Raw genomic sequence first — 18,109 nt, forward strand, 5'->3', positions numbered from 1 at the left:
AAGGAACAGCATGTCCGGCAAGAACAGCCCGCAGCACCAGGCAGCGACGGGCGGGACGGAGCCCGCCCCGGCCCCGGACACCACCGCGGGCGGCGCCCCCGAGACCGAAGCGGCGGCACTCCCGCCGACCAGCGGGGAGGCGACGGCCGCCCGCACCGGCGGCGACCCCGAGACCGCGGCGAAGGCGGAAGCGGAACTGACGCCCCCCTCGCAGCCCGCCGCCGCGGCCCAACTCCCCACCGCGGAAGCCGCCGCAGGCACCGACGAAGCCGCCGCAGGCACCGACGAAGGTGCCGCCCCCGACACCCACGCCGACCCCGACCCCGACCCGGGCCCCGAGGCCGTGGCCGGAGCGGCAACAGCCGGATCCGGAGACGGAGTTGGAGCCGGAGCCGGCTCGGAAGCGGGGGAGGACACCGCCGCCGCTGCCCCCGCCTTCGGCCGTCCCTCCCGAGGAGTCCTCGCCGGAGCCGCGATAGCCGGCGCGCTGCTGATCGGCGTACCGTTCCTGGTGTCCGGTCTGCTCGGCAAGTCCGGCTCGGGCTCCAAGTCGTCGGACCAAGTGGCCGACGCGGGAACGGTGTTGAACGGGGCGACGACGAACATCGGTGCCGGCGCCTACGGTTCGGCCAGCCCGGACCCCACCTCGCCGAAGCCGACCCCCTCGCACCCGAGCGGCGGCAAGAACAACACGGTGAAGAAGGGCGCGGGAGCCGCGGCCGCCGGTGCCGGTTCCGGTGCCGGAGTGATCGCGGGCAGTTCCGCCGAGGCCCCCAAGAAGGCGTCCTCCGGCGGGGGTTCGAAGAAGTCGACCACGACCAAGGTCACGGCCACCAAGACGGTGGTCGCCGCGCCCGGCACCACCATCTACGGCCACGCCTCCAACAAGTGCATCGAGATGGTGGGTCACAAGGGCGCCGACGGTTCGCCGCTGCAGATCAACAGCTGCACCGGCAAGAACTGGCAGAAGTGGGACTTCCGTTCGGACGGCACGATCCGCTCGATGGGCCTGTGCATGGACGTCGCCTGGGGCTCGTCGGCGAACGGCGCGGTGATCCAGATCGCGGTGTGCAGCGGCAACCCGGCCCAGCAGTTCCGCCTCAACTCCAGCAACGACCTGGTCAATCCGCAGGCCAACAAGTGCGTGGACGTCAAGGACCAGAAGACCGGCAACGGCACCCGGCTCCAGCTCTGGGACTGCAACGGCCAGGACAACCAGAAGTGGAGCACCCGCTGAACACGCCGGTGCCGCCGCACCCGTGAGGCACGGCGGCACCCCGGACATCCGTGATACGCGTCAGATGTCCCGGAAGATCTCGATCTGCGCCCCGATCGAGTTGAGCCGCTCCGCCAGATCCTCGTAACCGCGGTTGATGACATAGACGTTGCGCAGTACGGACGTGCCCTCCGCCGCCATCATCGCCAGCAGGACGACCACCGCGGGCCGCAGCGCCGGCGGGCACATCATCTCGGCGGCCCGCCAGCGGGTCGGGCCCTCGACCAACACCCGGTGCGGGTCGAGGAGTTGGAGCCGGCCGCCGAGGCGGTTGAGGTCCGTGAGGTAGATCGCGCGGTTGTCGTAGACCCAGTCGTGGATGAGGGTCTGCCCCTGCGCGACCGCCGCGATCGCCGCGAAGAACGGCACGTTGTCGATGTTCAGGCCGGGGAACGGCATCGGGTGGATCTTGTCGATCGGCGCCTCCAGCTTGGAGGGCCGGACCGTGAGGTCCACCAGGCGCGTACGGCCGTTGTCCGCGACGTACTCGGGCGTGCGGTCGTGGTCGAGGCCCATCTCCTCCAGGACCGCGAGCTCGATCTCCAGGAACTCGATGGGCACCCGGCGGACCGTCAGCTCCGACTCGGTGACGACGGCGGCGGCCAGCAGGCTCATCGCCTCGACCGGGTCCTCGGAGGGGGAGTAGTCCACATCGACGTCGATGGTCGGCACGCCGTGCACGGTGAGCGTCGTGGTGCCGATGCCCTCGACCTTGACGCCCAGCGCCTCCAGGAAGAAACAGAGGTCCTGGACCATGTAGTTGGAGGACGCGTTGCGGATGACCGTGACGCTCTCGTGGCGGGCGGCGGCCAGCAGCGCGTTCTCGGTGACGGTGTCGCCGCGCTCGGTCAGCACGATCGGCCGGTCCGGGGAGACGGACCGGTCGACCTGCGCGTGGTAGAGACCCTCGGTCGCGGCGATGTCCAGGCCGAAGCGGCGCAGCGCGATCATGTGCGGCTCGATCGTGCGCGTGCCGAGGTCGCAACCGCCCGCGTACGGCAGCTTGAAGCTGTCCATGCGGTGCAGCAGCGGGCCGAGGAACATGATGATCGAGCGGGTCCGGCGGGCGGCCTGCGCGTCGATCGACTCCATGTCCAGCTCGGCCGGCGGCACGATCTCCAGGTCGACACCGTCGTTGATCCAGCGGGTGCGCACGCCGATCGAGCCGAGTACCTCCAGAAGGCGGTACACCTCCTCGATCCGCGCGACCCGGCGCAGCACCGTGCGCCCCTTGTTGAGGAGTGAGGCGCACAGCAGTGCCACGCACGCGTTCTTGCTGGTCTTCACATCGATCGCGCCGGACAGCCGGCGCCCGCCGACCACCCGCAGATGCATCGGACCGGCGTAGCCCAGGGAGACGATCTCGCTGTCCAGGGCTTCACCGATTCGAGCGATCATCTCAAGGCTGATGTTTTGGTTGCCGCGCTCGATGCGATTGACGGCGCTCTGACTGGTGCCGAGCGCCTCGGCAAGCTGCGTCTGTGTCCAGCCCCGATGTTGCCGGGCGTCACGGATGAGCTTGCCGATACGTACGAGGTAGTCGTCTGCCATGAGGCCGAGGTTATCTCAGATATGAGATGGCGCCTCCTGGGGGGTCCATTCGGGTGACGACCGGTCAGCAGTCCTGCCCGCTGCTGTCAGTCGTCCTTCTTGGTGCGCGTCTTGCGCCACCCGAACGGCCCGGGCAGGTTCATGGATGTCGTACGGCGCCCCGAGGTGCTGCGCGTGTAGCGCGGGCCGCGCTTGCCGCCTGTCGTGAACGACAGCGACCCCTTGTTGATGTTCAGCCGAAGCCAAGGAAGGATCCGGAAGCTCTTACGGAACGTGAGCGGCATACCCGCCCCCTTTCGTCTGGCACCGGGTACCCCGAAGTCGGCCAATCATCCGAGGGCAAAAGGGAGTTGCTCACTCCTCCCCGCTGTCTCCGAGCTGGAGGTGCCAGACGACCGCGACCGGCGATGCGTCCAGTGCGGCGGCGGACGCCTCGGGATCCCAGTGCATGAGGTCCCAGGACATCCACGTGGGCAGCGGGTCCGGGGCGGCGCCGGGATCGAGGGAGCGGCGCGGGCGGCGGGGCTCCTCGCAGTGCCGGACCCGGAAGCCGAGCGGGAGGGCGGCCGAGAGGTATGCGCTGAGCGGGCGGTGGTACTCGGTGAGCAGGGTCGCGCGGCCGTCCGTCCCGGCGCGCCGGGGAAGGGTGGGCCGGAGGTAGGACGACATGACGTGCGCGTCGGAGATCACGAGATGCCCGCCGGGGCGCAGCACCCGCGCGAACTCGGTCAGCACGGCCGCCAGATCGGGGACGTGGGTCAGTGCGAGCGCGCAGAGGACGGTGTCAACCGCGTCGTCGGGAAGCGGCAGTTGGTGCAGGTCGGCCTCGCGGAGGTCGACGTCCGGCAGCCGCTCCCGGGCCCGCGCGAGCATGTCCGGGGAGGCGTCGACGCCGATGACACGGTGGCCGAGCCGGTGCAGGTGGGCGGTGTGCCGGCCGGTGCCGCACGCGGCGTCCAGCGCCGTGCCGACCGGCAGGCCGTCCAGGATCCGCCGGACGACGGGCTGCTCGATGTCGATCATCTGGTTGCCGGGCTCGTCGTAGTGCGGCGCCCAGTCCTGATAGACGTCGGCCGTGCTGATCGCGCCGGGGACCGCGGTGACGCCCTCCGCATCGGCGAGCTCCGGGATGTCCAGCAGTCTGCGGATCTCGGCGATCCGGGCCTCGACGAAGGCCTGGTCGGCGCTTCTCTCCCGGAAGCCGCGCAGCAGGGCGGCACCCTCAAGTCCCAGCAGATAGCCGAGCGGGCTCAGATAGGTCACCCCGGGGACGGTACGGACGCGCGACGCGTCGGTTCCACCGGTTTTCGCGGCGTCAATCGACCCTGCCGACGGGTCCGGGCATGACCAGCCCGCCCCCATGTACTAGAGTTATCTCGACATCGAGATATCTGCCGAGGTGCACCGCAGCCGCACACTCCGCCGATCCCAGTAGTAAGGCTTGCCTAACTTAGCCTTACCTTAGCGGATCGGCCAAGACGTCGTAGCGGCAGGATGCGGTGGGAACGCGCACATCAATGAAGGAGACTGTCGTGTCGGCGAACAGCTTCGACGCCCGCAGCACACTGCAGGTGGGCGACGAGTCGTACGAGATCTTCCGCCTGGACAAGGTGGAGGGCTCGGCCCGGCTCCCCTACAGCCTTAAGGTCCTGCTGGAGAACCTGCTCCGCACCGAGGACGGCGCGAACATCACCGCCGACCACATCCGCGCCCTCGGCACCTGGGACTCGCAGGCCCAGCCGTCGCAGGAGATCCAGTTCACGCCGGCCCGTGTGATCATGCAGGACTTCACCGGCGTGCCCTGCGTGGTGGACCTCGCGACCATGCGTGAGGCCGTGAAGGAGCTGGGCGGCGACCCGGCGAAGATCAACCCCCTCGCGCCGGCCGAGCTGGTCATCGACCACTCCGTCATCGCGGACAAGTTCGGCACCCACGAGGCGTTCGCGCAGAACGTCGAGCTGGAGTACGGCCGCAACCGCGAGCGCTACCAGTTCCTGCGCTGGGGCCAGACCGCGTTCGACGAGTTCAAGGTCGTCCCGCCGGGCACCGGCATCGTCCACCAGGTCAACATCGAGCACCTGGCCCGTACGGTCATGGTCCGAGGCGGCCAGGCGTACCCCGACACCCTGGTCGGCACCGACTCGCACACCACGATGGTCAACGGCCTCGGTGTGCTGGGCTGGGGCGTCGGCGGCATCGAGGCCGAGGCCGCGATGCTCGGCCAGCCGGTCTCGATGCTCATCCCGCGCGTCGTCGGCTTCAAGCTCACCGGCGAGCTGACCCCGGGCACCACCGCCACGGACCTCGTGCTCACCATCACCGAGATGCTCCGCAAGCACGGCGTGGTCGGCAAGTTCGTCGAGTTCTACGGCGAGGGCGTCGCCGCCACCTCCCTCGCGAACCGCGCCACCATCGGCAACATGTCGCCGGAGTTCGGTTCCACCGCCGCGATCTTCCCGATCGACGACGAGACCCTGAAGTACCTGCGCCTGACCGGCCGTGACGAGCAGCAGGTCGCGCTCGTCGAGTCGTACGCCAAGGAGCAGGGCCTCTGGCTGGACCCGGCCGCCGAGCCCGACTTCTCCGAGAAGCTGGAGCTGGACCTCTCGACGGTCGTCCCGTCGATCGCGGGCCCGAAGCGCCCGCAGGACCGCATCGTCCTCGCGAACGCCTCCGAGCAGTTCAAGAGCGACGTGCGCAACTACGTCTCCGACGACGACGAGGCGGGCAAGGAGTCCTTCCCGGCCTCCGACTCCCCGGCCGCCAGCAACGGCGTCCCGTCGAACCCGGTCACGGTGACCGCCCCCGACGGCTCGACCTACGAGCTGGACCACGGCGCGGTGACGGTCGCGGCCATCACCTCCTGCACCAACACCTCGAACCCGTACGTCATGGTCGCCGCCGCGCTCGTCGCGAAGAAGGCCGTGGAGAAGGGCCTGACGCGGAAGCCCTGGGTCAAGACCACCCTCGCGCCCGGCTCCAAGGTCGTCACCGACTACTTCGACAAGGCGGGGCTCACCCCCTACCTCGACAAGGTCGGCTTCAACCTCGTCGGCTACGGCTGCACCACCTGCATCGGCAACTCCGGCCCGCTGCCGGAGGAGGTCTCCAAGGCCGTCAACGACCATGACCTGGCCGTCACTTCGGTGCTCTCCGGCAACCGCAACTTCGAGGGCCGGATCAACCCGGACGTCAAGATGAACTACCTGGCGTCCCCGCCGCTGGTCGTCGCCTACGCCCTCGCGGGCTCCATGAAGGTGGACATCACCAAGGACGCGCTTGGCGTCGACCAGGACGGCAAGCCGGTCTACCTCGAAGACATCTGGCCGACCGAGGCCGAGGTCAACGACGTCGTCGCCAACTCCATCGGCGAGGACATGTTCAACAAGTCCTACGCCGACGTCTTCGCGGGCGACGCCCAGTGGCAGGCGCTGTCCATCCCGGAGGGCAACACCTTCGAGTGGGACGCCCAGTCGACCTACGTCCGCAAGCCCCCGTACTTCGAGGGCATGACGATGGAGACCACCCCGGTCTCCGACATCGACGGCGCCCGCGTGCTGGCCAAGCTCGGCGACTCGGTGACGACGGACCACATCTCGCCCGCCGGTGCCATCAAGGCCGACACCCCGGCCGGCAAGTACCTCACCGAGCACGGCATCGAGCGGCGTGACTTCAACTCCTACGGCTCCCGCCGAGGCAACCACGAGGTCATGATCCGCGGCACCTTCGCCAACATCCGCCTGCGCAACCAGGTCGCGCCGGGCACCGAGGGCGGCTTCACCCGCGACTTCACGCAGGCGGACGCTCCCGTCTCCTTCATCTACGACGCCTCGCGCAACTACATCGAGCAGGGCATCCCGCTGGTCATCCTGGCCGGCAAGGAGTACGGCTCCGGCTCGTCCCGCGACTGGGCCGCCAAGGGCACCGCGCTCCTCGGCGTCAAGGCCGTCATCGCCGAGTCGTACGAGCGCATCCACCGCTCGAACCTCATCGGCATGGGCGTCGTCCCGCTCCAGTACCCGGCGGGCCAGACCGCCGAGTCCCTCGGTCTGACCGGCGAGGAGTCCTTCTCGGTCGCCGGCATCACCGAGCTGAACGACGGCACCACCCCGGGCACGGTCAAGGTCACCACCGACACCGGTGTGGAGTTCGACGCGGTCGTCCGCATCGACACCCCCGGCGAGGCCGACTACTACCGCAACGGCGGCATCCTGCAGTACGTGCTGCGCAACCTGATCCGCAACTAGCGGCTACGGCAAGGCAGTTGAGGGCCGCACCCCCGGCGACGGGGGTGCGGCCCTCCGCGTCTGTCCGCCGCACGTCCGCGCAGGTCATCGCCAGGACTCAGGTGGAACACAGGGTTCCCCCAGCGGACGGGGACAGAATCGGGACATGACTGGCACATCGGGGTCCCGCGGCAGCCGTGTCCGCGTGCTCATCGTCGACGACGAGCCCGCGCTCACCGAGCTGCTCTCCGTCGCGGTCACCGAGGCCGGCTGGCGGCCCTACCCCGCGCCGGACGGACACAGCGCGCTGCGCATCGCCCGCGGCTGCGCCCCGCACGCCGTCGTCCTCGACGGCATGCTGCCCGACCTCGACGGCGTCCAGGTACTGCGCAGACTCCGCTACGAGAACCCCCGGCTGCCCGTCCTCATGCTCACCGCCCGCGACGCGATCGAGCACCGCCTCGACGGCCTCGAAGCGGGCGCCGACGACTACGTCACCAAGCCCTTCTCCCTGGAGGAGGTCGTCCTGCGGCTGCGCGGACTGCTGCGCCGGGCGGGCGGCGAACGCACCCCGGCCGACGACTCCGTACGGGTTCTCGGCGACCTCGTCCTGACCGGCGAGACCCGCGAGGTGCGGCGCGCCGGTGAGCCGATCCGGCTCACCGCCAAGGAGTTCGACCTGCTCACCCTGTTCCTGGACCATCCCCGCCAGGTGCTGAGCAAGACCCAGATCCTCGACCAGGTGTGGAGCAGCTGCTTCGACGGCGGCGGCAACCTCGTCGAGGTCTACATCTCCAGCCTCCGCCGGAAGATAGACCGGGGCCGGGCCCCGATGATCCACACCGTGCGAGGAATGGGATACGCCCTACGGCCCGTGGAGGACGGCAGATGAACCTCCGAACCCGCAACCTCCGTACCCGCAACCGAGGCCGCCTGCACGGCCGTTCACTGCGCACCCGGCTCCTCCTCTTCATCAGCGCCACCCTCGTCGTCGTGTGCGCCGCGATGTCCCTCACCACTGTCCTCGTCCAACGCGCCTATCTGCTGGGCAACTTGGACGACCGGGTCGGCAACGCCGCCGAGCGCAGCCTGGGCGGCGCCGAGAACCACCCGGACTCCGAGGGGGAGCTCGGTTTCCTCATGGAGAACGGCCACGCCGTCGGGACGCTCGCCGCACGGTTCGACGACAAGGGCTCGATCATCGCCGCGGCCGTCGTCAGGCAGGACGCCCGGCCGCGGAACCTCACCACCGCCCAGCGCGACGCCCTCGCGGGCATCACCGCCGACGGCGCGATGCACACCCGCACCGTGCCCGGCCTCGGCACCTACCGGCTCACGGCCCTGAACAGCAAGGGCGTCCGGGTGATCACCGGCCTCCCGATGGACGACGTCCAGGACCTGATCAGCGGTCTGGTGGTGGTCGAGGCGGCCGTCGCCCTCGCCGGCCTGACCGTCGCCGGCTGCCTGTGCGCGGTCGTCATACGACGGCAGCTACGGCCGCTGGGCCGGGTCGCCGCCACCGCGGTCGAGGTCTCCCGCTCGCAGCTCGGGCACGGCGAGGTCACCGCGCTCACCCGGGTGCCCGAGCGGGACACCGACCCCGGCAGCGAGGCCGGCCAGGTCGGTGCCGCGCTCAACCGGATGATCGACCACGTCGAGTCCTCGCTCGCCGAACGCCAGCGCAGCGAGGAGCAGATGCGCCGCAGCGAGGAACGCATGCGCCGCTTCCTCGCCGACGCCAGCCATGAACTCCGCACCCCGCTGGCCTCGATCGCGGGCTACGCCGAGCTGATGAACCGCGGCACCGACCGCATCGAACCGGGCCTCGCCTGGCGCCGGGTCACCGCCGAGTCGGCGCGCATGACAGGCCTGGTGGAGGACCTCCTGCTGCTCGCCCGGCTCGACGAGGGCCGGCCCCTGCAGTCCGCCGAGGTCGACCTCGCGGCGCTGCTCGCCGAGGCGGTGTGGGACGCGCGCGCCGCCGGCACCGGCCACGACTGGCAGCTCCAACTCTCCCTGGATGCGCCAGCGTTGGTCATCGGCGACGAGGCCCGCCTGCACCAGGTGTTGGCCAACCTGTTGGCCAACGCGCGTATGCACACACCCGTTGGCACGACGGTCACGGCGAGCGTCGAGGCCACCGCCGCCCGCACAGTCGTCATCCGGGTCCGCGACAACGGCCCCGGCATCCCCCCGGCCCTCCTCCCCACGGTCTTCGAACGCTTCACCCGCGCCGACGCCTCCCGAGCCCGCGCCGGCGGCAAGGAGGGCGGCTCCGGCCTCGGCCTGGCCATCGCGACGGCGATCACCGGTGCCCACGGCGGCCGCATCGACGTCACCAGCGTCCCGGGCCGCACGGAGTTCACCATCGAACTCCCCGCCGCCACCGAACTCCCGCCCGCGGAACCGGCGATGCGCGCCCGCACGGCGCCGGTCTAGAAGAGCACCGAGCACCGGCGGACGCGCATCGCCGTCGTCGCCGTAGACCTAGACCTAGGGAGTCGTCGTGAACCCGTCGAAGTCGGCCTCGCCGGTGGTGCCCGAGGCGTGCGAGGTCTGGGTGAGGCCGACGTCCTGGGTGGCGGCGGCCGTCGGGACGTCGATGGTGCCGACCAGATTCCACGTGGCGTTGTCGGTCGAGTAGTAGCCGCTGTACGAGGTGCCGTTGCGGACGAGCTTCAGCCACGACGGGTAGGCGGCGGTACCGGCGGAGTCCTGCGAGTCGAGCTTTCCGTCGCCGTCACTGTCCCAGTCGAGGAGATAGCCGTTGCCCGGGGTCGCGACGAGGGCCACGTACCCGGGGGAGGTGTTGGACTGGGTGATGTCGTTGCGGACCATGATCCCGGCCTTGGCCCAAACATCCGTGTCCGACTGCGAGTTGAGCTTCACGGTCGTCACCGAACCGTCGTGCTCCGCACCCGGCAGATAGATCGAGCCGTACTCGTTGGTGCCGTTGTACAGGTCCGCACCCTGCGCCCGGATGCCGAGTTGGGTACCGGACTCGCTGAAGCTGGCGGTGGTGGACGCGAACGTCCGGTACGGGGCGGTCACTTGGTGATTGGCGGTGATCGTGTCACCGGCGGTGAGACGGCTCTTCCCCGCCGACCGGAAGCGATAACTGGCCGTCCCCTGGAAGTCGTTGGCGGCGAAGAGCTTCGCCGAGGGCGGGATGGACACGGAGTAGGTGGCCTTCAGCGCATGGCCGCCACGGACCGCCCGGGCCCGCGTCACGGAGCGCGTGGTGATCTTCGTGCCGGCCGGCCCGGTGAGGGTCAGGTCGGCGTCGGTGATCGACCGCGACCCGTTGTCGGACAGGACGGCGGTCACGGTACGGGTGGTGCTGTCGCTGGGCGCGGGCGCCCAGTTGAGCCCGAAGGACACGTCCGGGGCCGCGCCGGTCACCGTGCGGTGGGTGGCGTGCACCCGGTACAGAACCACGCCGTGCGCGGGCACGTTGGCGGCGATCCGGCCCGCCGACTCGGTCAACCGGTGGCTCCACAGGTCCCGCAGGGAGTAGTCGCGCGCCTTGGACAGACCCAGCGCGGACGCGGTCGTGGCCACCTCACGGGAAGCCGACCCGGTGTTGAACAGGCCCACCACGACATCCCCGTCGGCCTCGGTCTTGGCGAACACCTGCGCGTTCGCGTCCGAGGAGATCCGCTTCGCGTCGATGCCGTCCTGGTCGACCGCGAGGACATCGGTGTTCTTCAGCAAGGCGAGGTCGGCCGGGTCGAGATGGGTGAGATCGGTGCCGAGGACGAGCGGTGAGGCGGCCAGCGACCACAGACTCATCTGCGTCTCGCGCTCGTCGGGGGTGAGGCCATTGTTGGCACCGTTCCCGATTTCGAGGGAGTCGTAGTCGTTGTAACCGCCCGGCCCGCCGTACGGTGCCCAGGCCGCGACCTGGTCGAAGCGCGAGGCGATGGAGGACCAGGTCGTCAGGGGGTAACTGCTCCCGTCAGGCCCGCAGTAGCACTCGATGTCGCCGCCGGTGCGCCAGCCGTTGGAGAGCTTCTTCCAGGTGGCCGCGTTGTTGATGTCGAGGTTGTTGGACAGCTCCAGGTGGATCGGCCGCCCGGTGTGATGCAGCGCGTCCGACCAGGCCTGGACGTCCTGTTGGTCGGACGTGCCGACGCCGTCGATCTTGAGATAGTCGATGCCCCACTCGGCGAACTGACCGGCCCACGAGTCGATGAACGTCTGCGCGCCGGGCTTGGCGTAGTCGATGCCCACCATGCCGCCGCAGTTGTAGTTGCTCTCCGTCGCCGTGGTGGCGATGTCCCGCGCGTGGTAGGCGGTCCCCTTGATCACGGTGTTCTTGGCGACCGCCTGCTGCGAGATGCCGGGGGTGACGTACAGGCCGAACTTCAGCCCCAGCGAGTGCACATAGTCGGCCACGACCTGGACGCCGTTCTCGCTGCCGAGCGGCGGGAACTTGACCGGGTCGGTGACCCAGCGGCCGTACTGGTCGACGTCCGGCCCCTGACTGCCCGGGCACTGGTACCAGAAGTCGTCGACGTTGGCGTAGACGAACCCGTTCTTCGCGAGCCCGCTGGTCTTGAGCGCCTTCGCCTGCGCCTCGATGGTCCGCGCGGTCGGATCGCGCCGCACAAAGCTCCAACTGCTCCACCCCAGCACGGGTTCGAGCCCGACACCGTTGTCATCGGCCCGCGCGGAATGGCCGCCGGTCGCGGTGACTCCCATGGTGAGCAGCAGCGCTCCGGTGAACGCGGCCAGTACACCGCGGATCTGTCTTCTCATGAGCTGTTCCTCCATCGCAACGCCCACTCGACTCAGAAAACGTCAAGAACCAACCCCGTGGACGCGACAAGTGAACATGACCGAACGCCAGTCACCACATGGCGCGCTGGGTCAAGACTGGGTCAAGGCTGTGGGGTGACTGTGGCGCCGGCCGGAGGAAGTCCCATCTGTCCCACCCCGCGCATCGGCCTGTTCGGCCGTCGCGGTCATCTGCCGCCGCCCGTACCCACGCTCAGCAACCGCGCCTGCTCCAGCTTCAGTTCGCCGAATCCCCGCCGCGCGTACGCGGCCGGCTCCGCGCTCGGGAACGCGACCAGCGACAGGTGCTCCGCGAGGTCGCCCCGCGCCCAGCGTGCCGCGGTGATCTCGTATCCCGCCGCGTGCGCGCACAACTCCAGCAGCAGCGGCGGCATCTCCAGCTCGCGCAGCAGATCCGCCCGCCCGACGACGAGGTCGCGCATCTCCCGCAGGACCGGCAGGAAAACGGTCGTCACCCACAGTCGCCACTCGGCGAGTTCCTCGTCGGTCGGCGGAGTTCCGCCGCTGAAGGGCGAGATGCCCCCGGGCCGGGCGTGCCGCTCCACGAACGCGACGAAGGTGCGGGCGTTGGCCTCCGTCAGCGCGAGCAACGGCCCGCAGAAGTCCCCGAGTTGACGATTGACCCGGGCGAGCCGCTCCTGCCGCTGGGTCAACCGCAGGCCGTTGAGGTACGTGACGACATGCCCGGCGAAGGCCAGTGCGACCGTGACGACGACGGCGATCATGCCGGGATCGTACGAGACCCGGCTCCGAACAAGCCCGCCCCCGCTGCCACTTCGAGAGCCACCAGACGTTTACAGCCTCCCCAGTCCGCGCTAACTTCACGGACAAGTGGGGTGGGAGCGCTCCCACCCGCCCGGCGGTCCGGAACCCGTCGGGTGGCCGGGTCGCCCCACCCCACGTATCCACCCCCGCACGTTCCTCGCACCCGCCGACCGAAGGGACGTAGAACTGTCATGCCTATGACAACATCAACTCCAACTCCCCGCGCGGTGCCGCGATTACCGCGCCCAACTCCCCACCGGGCGCTCTTCCTCGTCCTCCTGGCCCTGCTCACCACCGTCCCCGCCCTGGCCCTGATCCTCGCCACGGGTGGCCGCGCGGAGGCCCACGGCACCCCCATGAAACCCGGCAGCCGCACCTTCCTCTGCTGGCAGGACGCGCTCACCGACACCGGCGAGATCAAACCGGTCAACCCGGCGTGCAAGGCGGCCCAACAGGTCAGCGGTACCACGCCGTTCTACAACTGGTTCTCGGTGCTGCGCTCCGACGGCGCCGGACGCACCCGGGGCTTCGTGCCGGACGGTTCGCTGTGCAGCGGCGGCAACCCGAACTTCACGGGCTTCGATCTCCCGCGCGACGACTGGCCGTTGACGCATCTCACCTCCGGCGCGACGGTCGACTTCTCGTACAACGCCTGGGCGGCGCACCCGGGTTGGTTCTACGTCTACATCACCAAGGACGGCTTCGACCCGACGAAGACGCTCACCTGGGACGACATGGAGGACACCCCGTTCCTCACGGTCGACCACCCGCCGCTCAACGGCACGCCGGGCACGGTCGAGGCCAACTACTCCTGGACCGGGCAGCTTCCGGCGGACAAGTCGGGGCGCCACATCATCTACATGGTGTGGCAGCGCTCGGACAGCACGGAGACCTTCTACTCCTGCTCGGACGTCGTGTTCGACGGCGGCAACGGTGAAGTGACGGGTATTCACGAGCCCGGCAACCCCACCGACCCGGTACCCGGCGTCTGTTCGGCGACCCGGCACACGACAGGGACCTGGCCCGGCGGCTACCAGTCCGAGGTGACCGTCACCAACTCCGGCGACGTCCCGATGCTCGGCTGGATGGTCAACTGGGCACTCCCCGCGGGCCAGTCGGTCGCCAGCCTCTGGAACGGCAACGCGACCTACACCGGCCAGGACGTGATGGTCCACAACGCCGACTGGAACGGCTCGCTGAGTCCGGGGCAGAGCGCCACCTTCGGCTACGTCGTGAACGGCGACGGCGGTGATCCGGCAACTGCCCTGCCCTGCCAGGTGGGTTGAGCCTGTGCTCTGGGCGGACCCGGTGGTCGGGGGCCACCGGGTCCGCGAGCCGGGCAGGCAATGGGGGTTGAACCTGCCCGGGTGGTGCGTGGCTTGGCGCGACGCTGTGGTGCGACAACGTTGTCGAATGGTCTGCATATGACTCTACCGCCCCAACGGACAACGATGTCAAGCCAGTTGGGTCGGGTCGACCGTCCGAGTGCCCGCGCCGTGCGCCCTCACCCGCACACGCGCTCTTCCGTGGTACGGGTGGCGCAGGTTACTGTCCCTGCGGCTTGTGCGACCTGTGGTGCGCGACCCGTCCGAAGGAGGAGGGGCCGCGTCATGCGTTTCCGTCCCATGTCCCTATTGCCAGTGCCGCGACAGGCAATGTCCGCTCCGTCGCGACGCCCGGCACGCACTCTCGCCGCACCGGCCGAAAGCCCAAGTACGTCCAGTACGAGGGCTTCCGGCCGGCACGCCGAGAGCACGCACCGAACGCCGCGCCTCGGTGGGCGAACACTGCCTGCCGCGGCACTGGCCGCCGCACTCGCGATCGGCGGCGCCACCCCCGCCCTGGCGGCCACCACCGCCCCGCCACAACTCGTCAAGGACCCCACCGCCTACGTCGATCCGCTGATCGGCACCAAGAACGGCGGCAACGTCTTCCCGGGCGCCGTCGTGCCCTTCGGCATGCTCTCCTGGAGCCCGGAGAACACCAGAGGCAGCGCGACGAGCACGGCCGCGCCCGGCGGCTACCAGTACGACGCCACCCGCATCCGCGGCTTCAGCCTCACCCACATGTCGGGCACGGGCTGCGCGGGCGGCAGCGGCGACATCCCGTTCTACCCGTACGCCGGTGAGGTCACCTCCTCCCCGGCGAGCGACACCAAGGACGCCGTCTACGCCTCCGACTTCAGCCACACCGACGAGACCGCCGAACCCGGCCACTACAAGGTCGGCCTCGCCTCCGGAGTCACCGCCGACCTCACGGCGACGGCCCGCACCGGCTCCGGCCGCTTCACCTACCCGGCCGACAAGCCCGCCTCGCTGCTGATCCGCACCGCCAACTCCGAGGTGGGGTCCACGGATTCGTCGGTCGCCATCGACCCGAAGACCCGCACGGTGTCCGGCTCGGTCACCTCCGGCAACTTCTGCGGCTACCTCGACCCCGAGGGCCAACGCGCCTACTACACCCTGTACTTCACCGCCACCTTCGACCGCGCCTTCAAGACCACCGGCACCTGGCAGGACGACAAGCTGACCCCGGGGTCGACGAACACGACCGGCGGCACGGGCGGGTTCAGCACCGGCGGCCGTCCCGTCGCCGGCAAGGGCGCGGGCGGCTACGTCGAGTTCGAGCCCGGCACCGGACCGGTCGGCGTCAAGGTCGGTGTCTCGTACGTCAGCCAGGCCGGAGCCAAGGCCAACCTCGCGGCGGAGAACCCGCCGAAGCGCTCCTTCGACGCCGTCGAGGACGCGGCGCACCGCGCCTGGCGCGACCAGCTCGGCGCGATCAAGGTGGGCGGCGGCACCGACACCGAGCGAACCACCTTCTACACCGCGCTGTACCACTCCCTCCTGCACCCGAACGTCATCAGCGACGCCGACCGCAGATACACGGGCAGCGACGGCAAGGTGCACAAGGTCGGCCGGGGCCATCAAGCGCAGTACGGCACCTTCTCCGGCTGGGACATCTACCGCTCGCAGGTCCAACTGCTCACCCTCCTCAGCCCGCGCACCGGCTCGGACATCGCGCAGTCCCTCTACGAACTCGCCCAGCAGAACGGGGGAGTCTGGGACCGCTGGCTGCACGGCGCGAGCGGCACGCACGTCATGAACGGAGACCCCTCACCCACCGCCCTGGCCGGCATCCGCGCCTTCGGCGGCACCGACTTCGACCTGAAGGGGGCTCTCAACTCCCTGGTCCAGGCGGCGACCGTCCCGACCGCACAGGACCTGTCGTCTTCGGGCAAGCCGGTGCTCTCGGTGGGCCAACGCCCGTCCCTGGACAAGTACTTGAACCTGCACTACATGCCGTCCGTCTCCAACGCCTGGGGCGGCGCCGCCGAAACCCTGGAGATGTCCACGGCGGACTTCGCGCTCTCCCAACTCGCCACGGCGGCAGGGAAGAAGAGCACGGCGGCCGACTTCGCCCAGCGCGCCCAGTGGTGGCAGAACAACTTCAACATCGCCGCCGACCCCACCGGCGGCTACATCGCCAACCGCAAGGCGGACGGCAGTTGGGTCACCGGCTTCACCCCGGGCACCGGCAACGGCTTCGTGGAGGGCACGGCCGCCCAGTACACCTGGATGGTCCAGCACAACCCGGCGGGCCTCTTCGCGGCGATGGGCGGCACGGACAAGGCACTCGCCCGCCTCGACTCCTTCTTCCATGAGACGGACGGGAGTTGGGCCTTCACGGGCAGCGGCGGCGACAAGTCCGAGCTGGACAACGAGCCGTCCGTCAACGTCCCCTACCTGTACGACTACGCGGGCGCGCCCTACAAGACCCAGGAGACGGTCAGGGCGGCCATGAAGCAGCTCTGGTCGACCGACCCGGCCGGCATCCCCGGCAACGACGACCTCGGCGAGATGTCGTCCTGGTACGTCTTCTCCGCGCTCGGCATGTACCCCCAGGTCCCCTCCCGCGCCGAACTCACCCTCGCCTCACCGCTGTTCGAGCGCATCGAGATCAAGCGCCCGCAGGGCAACGACATCTCCATCCGCGCGAAGGGCGCCGCGACCGACGCCCCGTACATCCAGTCCCTGAAGGTCAACGGCCGTAGCACGCAACAGCCTTGGCTCTCGTCCTCCATCGTCCGCAACGGCGGCACCCTCGACTACACCCTCTCCACCACCCCGAACCGCACCTGGGGCAGCGCCCCCGCCGACGCCCCGCCGTCCTTCCGTACCGGCGAGCAGCCGTACCAGATCGGCGTCGGCCCGACCGCCGCGACCCTCGCCCCCGGCGACACCACCAAGGTCACCATCAAGGCCCTGTCCCTGAACGGCGGCACCGGACCCGAGGTCCGCTACACCGTCGAGACGCCCGCCGGAGTCACGGCAACTCCCGCACAGGGCACGGTCGTCGACGGCTCCCAGGACATCACCCTCACGGCCGCCACCGACGTCCGGCAGGGCTTCTACGACGTGAAGGTCACCGTCACCTCGGGCGGCACGTCGTACGAGCAGCCGGTGTCCCTGACCGTGGCCGCGCCCGGCACCCTCCTCGCCGCCTACAACAGCACCGGCGTCTCCGACGACACCGGCGAGCACGACGAGGCGGACTACGACGGGGGCGGCTGGAGCTACTCCCTCCAGGCGCTGGAGGCGGCCGGGCTGACCCCGGGCGGCTCGGGCACGGTGGACGGGCTCGGCTTCACCTGGCCCGCCTCGCCGAACGGGCGCCCGGACAACGTCTCGGCGGCCGGTCAGACCGTCCAACTCCCGCAGCCCGCAAGCACGTTGTCCTTCGTGGGCAGCGCGGTCAACGGCAACCAGCAGACCAAGGCGACCGTCACCTACACCGACGGCAGCACCGACGCCGTCGACCTGTCCTTCACGGACTGGACGGTCGGCGGGGGCGGCGGCACCGTGCAGTACGGCAACGAGGTCGTCGCCAGGACCGCGTACCGCAATGTCGCGGGTGCGGACAAGGATCCGGTAGCCACCTATGTGTTCGCCACCAAGCCGTTCGCGGCGCCCTCGGGCAAGACCATCAAGAGCGTGACACTTCCGGACGACCCGGATCTCCATGTGTTCACCCTTGCGGTGAACTGACGTCCACAATGTGTGCCCTCGCCCGTTCCGGTGGCGGGGGCACATCGGCGCGTGCGAGCATCCGCAGATGGTGAAACGGCCGCAGCTGCCCGAGGAGTTCCGGGCCGAAGCCCGTACGGCCTTCGCGTTCCTGGTGGGGGACGAGGGCTTCGCGCCGCCGGAGGACATAGACGGCGGCCTGCGCTATCTGCGCGGGGATCTGATGGTGCGCGTCTGGTTCCTGGGCGGCGCCGAATCGGAGGTCCTGACACGACTGGTCCCCCTGGCACCGGACGGCACCAGGGGGAGCGGGGCGTGGCTCGACGACCTGTACACGGCCGCCGCGTGCGGCCCGGCCCAGGACGTCCCCGTCTTCGCGTCGACCAGAAAAGGTGTGCTCAGACGGGTTCACCAGCACGCGGAGGCGTTGCGGCGGCTGCTGCCCCGCCTCCCCGTGCCGTGAC

Annotated in this window: 12 protein-coding genes; 7 read left to right on the forward strand and 5 right to left on the reverse strand. The window is 69.8% G+C overall.

Features of this window, described 5'->3' with window-relative positions; translation table 11 throughout:
- Positions 1-10: 10 nt before the first annotated feature.
- The gene (locus tag OG407_RS37755) at positions 11-1,237 is read left to right on the forward strand and encodes a ricin-type beta-trefoil lectin domain protein (RefSeq protein WP_405864205.1); all 1,227 of its coding nucleotides are present in this window, start codon (positions 11-13) and stop codon (positions 1,235-1,237) included.
- Positions 1,238-1,297: 60 nt separating this feature from the next.
- On the opposite strand, the gene OG407_RS37760 is transcribed toward OG407_RS37755, so the two are convergent.
- From OG407_RS37760 to OG407_RS37770, 3 genes are all read right to left on the reverse strand, one after another.
- Positions 1,298-2,827 (reverse strand): helix-turn-helix domain-containing protein, encoded by a 1,530-nt coding sequence (locus OG407_RS37760; RefSeq protein ID WP_405864207.1) that lies wholly within the window; start codon positions 2,825-2,827, stop codon positions 1,298-1,300.
- 86 nt (positions 2,828-2,913) lie between these two features.
- Positions 2,914-3,111, reverse strand: a complete 198-nt coding sequence (locus OG407_RS37765) for a DUF4236 domain-containing protein (RefSeq protein ID WP_266773474.1) — start codon at positions 3,109-3,111, stop codon at positions 2,914-2,916.
- Between the two features lie 70 nt (positions 3,112-3,181).
- Positions 3,182-4,090: a class I SAM-dependent methyltransferase gene (locus OG407_RS37770; RefSeq protein WP_405864209.1), complete on the reverse strand. Its 909-nt coding sequence runs from the start codon at positions 4,088-4,090 to the stop codon at positions 3,182-3,184.
- A 269-nt stretch (positions 4,091-4,359) separates the two neighbouring features.
- Between OG407_RS37770 and acnA the strand changes: the two genes are divergently transcribed.
- From acnA to OG407_RS37785, 3 genes are all read left to right on the forward strand, one after another.
- The gene (acnA, locus tag OG407_RS37775) at positions 4,360-7,074 is read left to right on the forward strand and encodes an aconitate hydratase AcnA (RefSeq protein ID WP_405864211.1); all 2,715 of its coding nucleotides are present in this window, start codon (positions 4,360-4,362) and stop codon (positions 7,072-7,074) included.
- A gap of 145 nt (positions 7,075-7,219) precedes the next feature.
- Positions 7,220-7,945 (forward strand): response regulator transcription factor, encoded by a 726-nt coding sequence (locus OG407_RS37780; protein ID WP_405864213.1) that lies wholly within the window; start codon positions 7,220-7,222, stop codon positions 7,943-7,945.
- On the forward strand, positions 7,942-9,492 hold the full coding sequence (locus OG407_RS37785) for a sensor histidine kinase (RefSeq protein WP_405864215.1): 1,551 nt from the start codon (positions 7,942-7,944) through the stop codon (positions 9,490-9,492). The genes OG407_RS37780 and OG407_RS37785 overlap by 4 nt, the downstream gene beginning before the upstream one ends.
- A gap of 54 nt (positions 9,493-9,546) precedes the next feature.
- Here the strand turns inward: OG407_RS37785 and OG407_RS37790 are convergent, their stop codons facing one another.
- Both OG407_RS37790 and OG407_RS37795 read right to left on the reverse strand, forming a co-directional pair.
- A complete protein-coding gene (locus OG407_RS37790) occupies positions 9,547-11,814 on the reverse strand; it encodes an NEW3 domain-containing protein (protein ID WP_405864217.1) in 2,268 nt (755 codons plus the stop codon).
- A gap of 206 nt (positions 11,815-12,020) precedes the next feature.
- A complete protein-coding gene (locus OG407_RS37795; protein ID WP_405864219.1) occupies positions 12,021-12,578 on the reverse strand; it encodes a hypothetical protein in 558 nt (185 codons plus the stop codon).
- A gap of 237 nt (positions 12,579-12,815) precedes the next feature.
- On the opposite strand from OG407_RS37795, the gene OG407_RS37800 reads away from it, so the two are divergent.
- The 3 genes from OG407_RS37800 to OG407_RS37810 all read left to right on the forward strand — a co-directional run bounded on the left by OG407_RS37800 (position 12,816) and on the right by OG407_RS37810 (position 18,108).
- Positions 12,816-13,904, forward strand: coding sequence for a lytic polysaccharide monooxygenase (locus tag OG407_RS37800; protein WP_405868826.1), 1,089 nt, complete (start codon positions 12,816-12,818; stop codon positions 13,902-13,904).
- Between the two features lie 369 nt (positions 13,905-14,273).
- Positions 14,274-17,666 (forward strand): GH92 family glycosyl hydrolase, encoded by a 3,393-nt coding sequence (locus OG407_RS37805; RefSeq protein WP_405864221.1) that lies wholly within the window; start codon positions 14,274-14,276, stop codon positions 17,664-17,666.
- Positions 17,667-17,733: 67 nt separating this feature from the next.
- The gene (locus OG407_RS37810) at positions 17,734-18,108 is read left to right on the forward strand and encodes a hypothetical protein (protein ID WP_328677563.1); all 375 of its coding nucleotides are present in this window, start codon (positions 17,734-17,736) and stop codon (positions 18,106-18,108) included.
- Position 18,109 lies beyond the last annotated feature (1 nt).

Source organism: Streptomyces sp. NBC_01515 (assembly GCF_045040345.1).
In the GTDB taxonomy this organism is placed as follows: domain Bacteria; phylum Actinomycetota; class Actinomycetes; order Streptomycetales; family Streptomycetaceae; genus Streptomyces.

Excerpts from the sequence above, each read along its gene's own strand:
- OG407_RS37755 (WP_405864205.1), top strand. The coding sequence starts at position 11 with ATGTCCGGCAAGAACAGCCCGCAGCACCAGGCAGCGACGGGCGGGACG.
- OG407_RS37760 (WP_405864207.1), bottom strand. The coding sequence starts at position 2,827 with ATGGCAGACGACTACCTCGTACGTATCGGCAAGCTCATCCGTGACGCC.
- OG407_RS37765 (WP_266773474.1), bottom strand. The coding sequence starts at position 3,111 with ATGCCGCTCACGTTCCGTAAGAGCTTCCGGATCCTTCCTTGGCTTCGG.
- OG407_RS37780 (WP_405864213.1), top strand. The coding sequence starts at position 7,220 with ATGACTGGCACATCGGGGTCCCGCGGCAGCCGTGTCCGCGTGCTCATC.
- OG407_RS37785 (WP_405864215.1), top strand. The coding sequence starts at position 7,942 with ATGAACCTCCGAACCCGCAACCTCCGTACCCGCAACCGAGGCCGCCTG.
- OG407_RS37790 (WP_405864217.1), bottom strand. The coding sequence starts at position 11,814 with ATGAGAAGACAGATCCGCGGTGTACTGGCCGCGTTCACCGGAGCGCTG.
- OG407_RS37795 (WP_405864219.1), bottom strand. The coding sequence starts at position 12,578 with ATGATCGCCGTCGTCGTCACGGTCGCACTGGCCTTCGCCGGGCATGTC.
- OG407_RS37800 (WP_405868826.1), top strand. The coding sequence starts at position 12,816 with ATGACAACATCAACTCCAACTCCCCGCGCGGTGCCGCGATTACCGCGC.
- OG407_RS37805 (WP_405864221.1), top strand. The coding sequence starts at position 14,274 with ATGTCCGCTCCGTCGCGACGCCCGGCACGCACTCTCGCCGCACCGGCC.
- OG407_RS37810 (WP_328677563.1), top strand. The coding sequence starts at position 17,734 with ATGGTGAAACGGCCGCAGCTGCCCGAGGAGTTCCGGGCCGAAGCCCGT.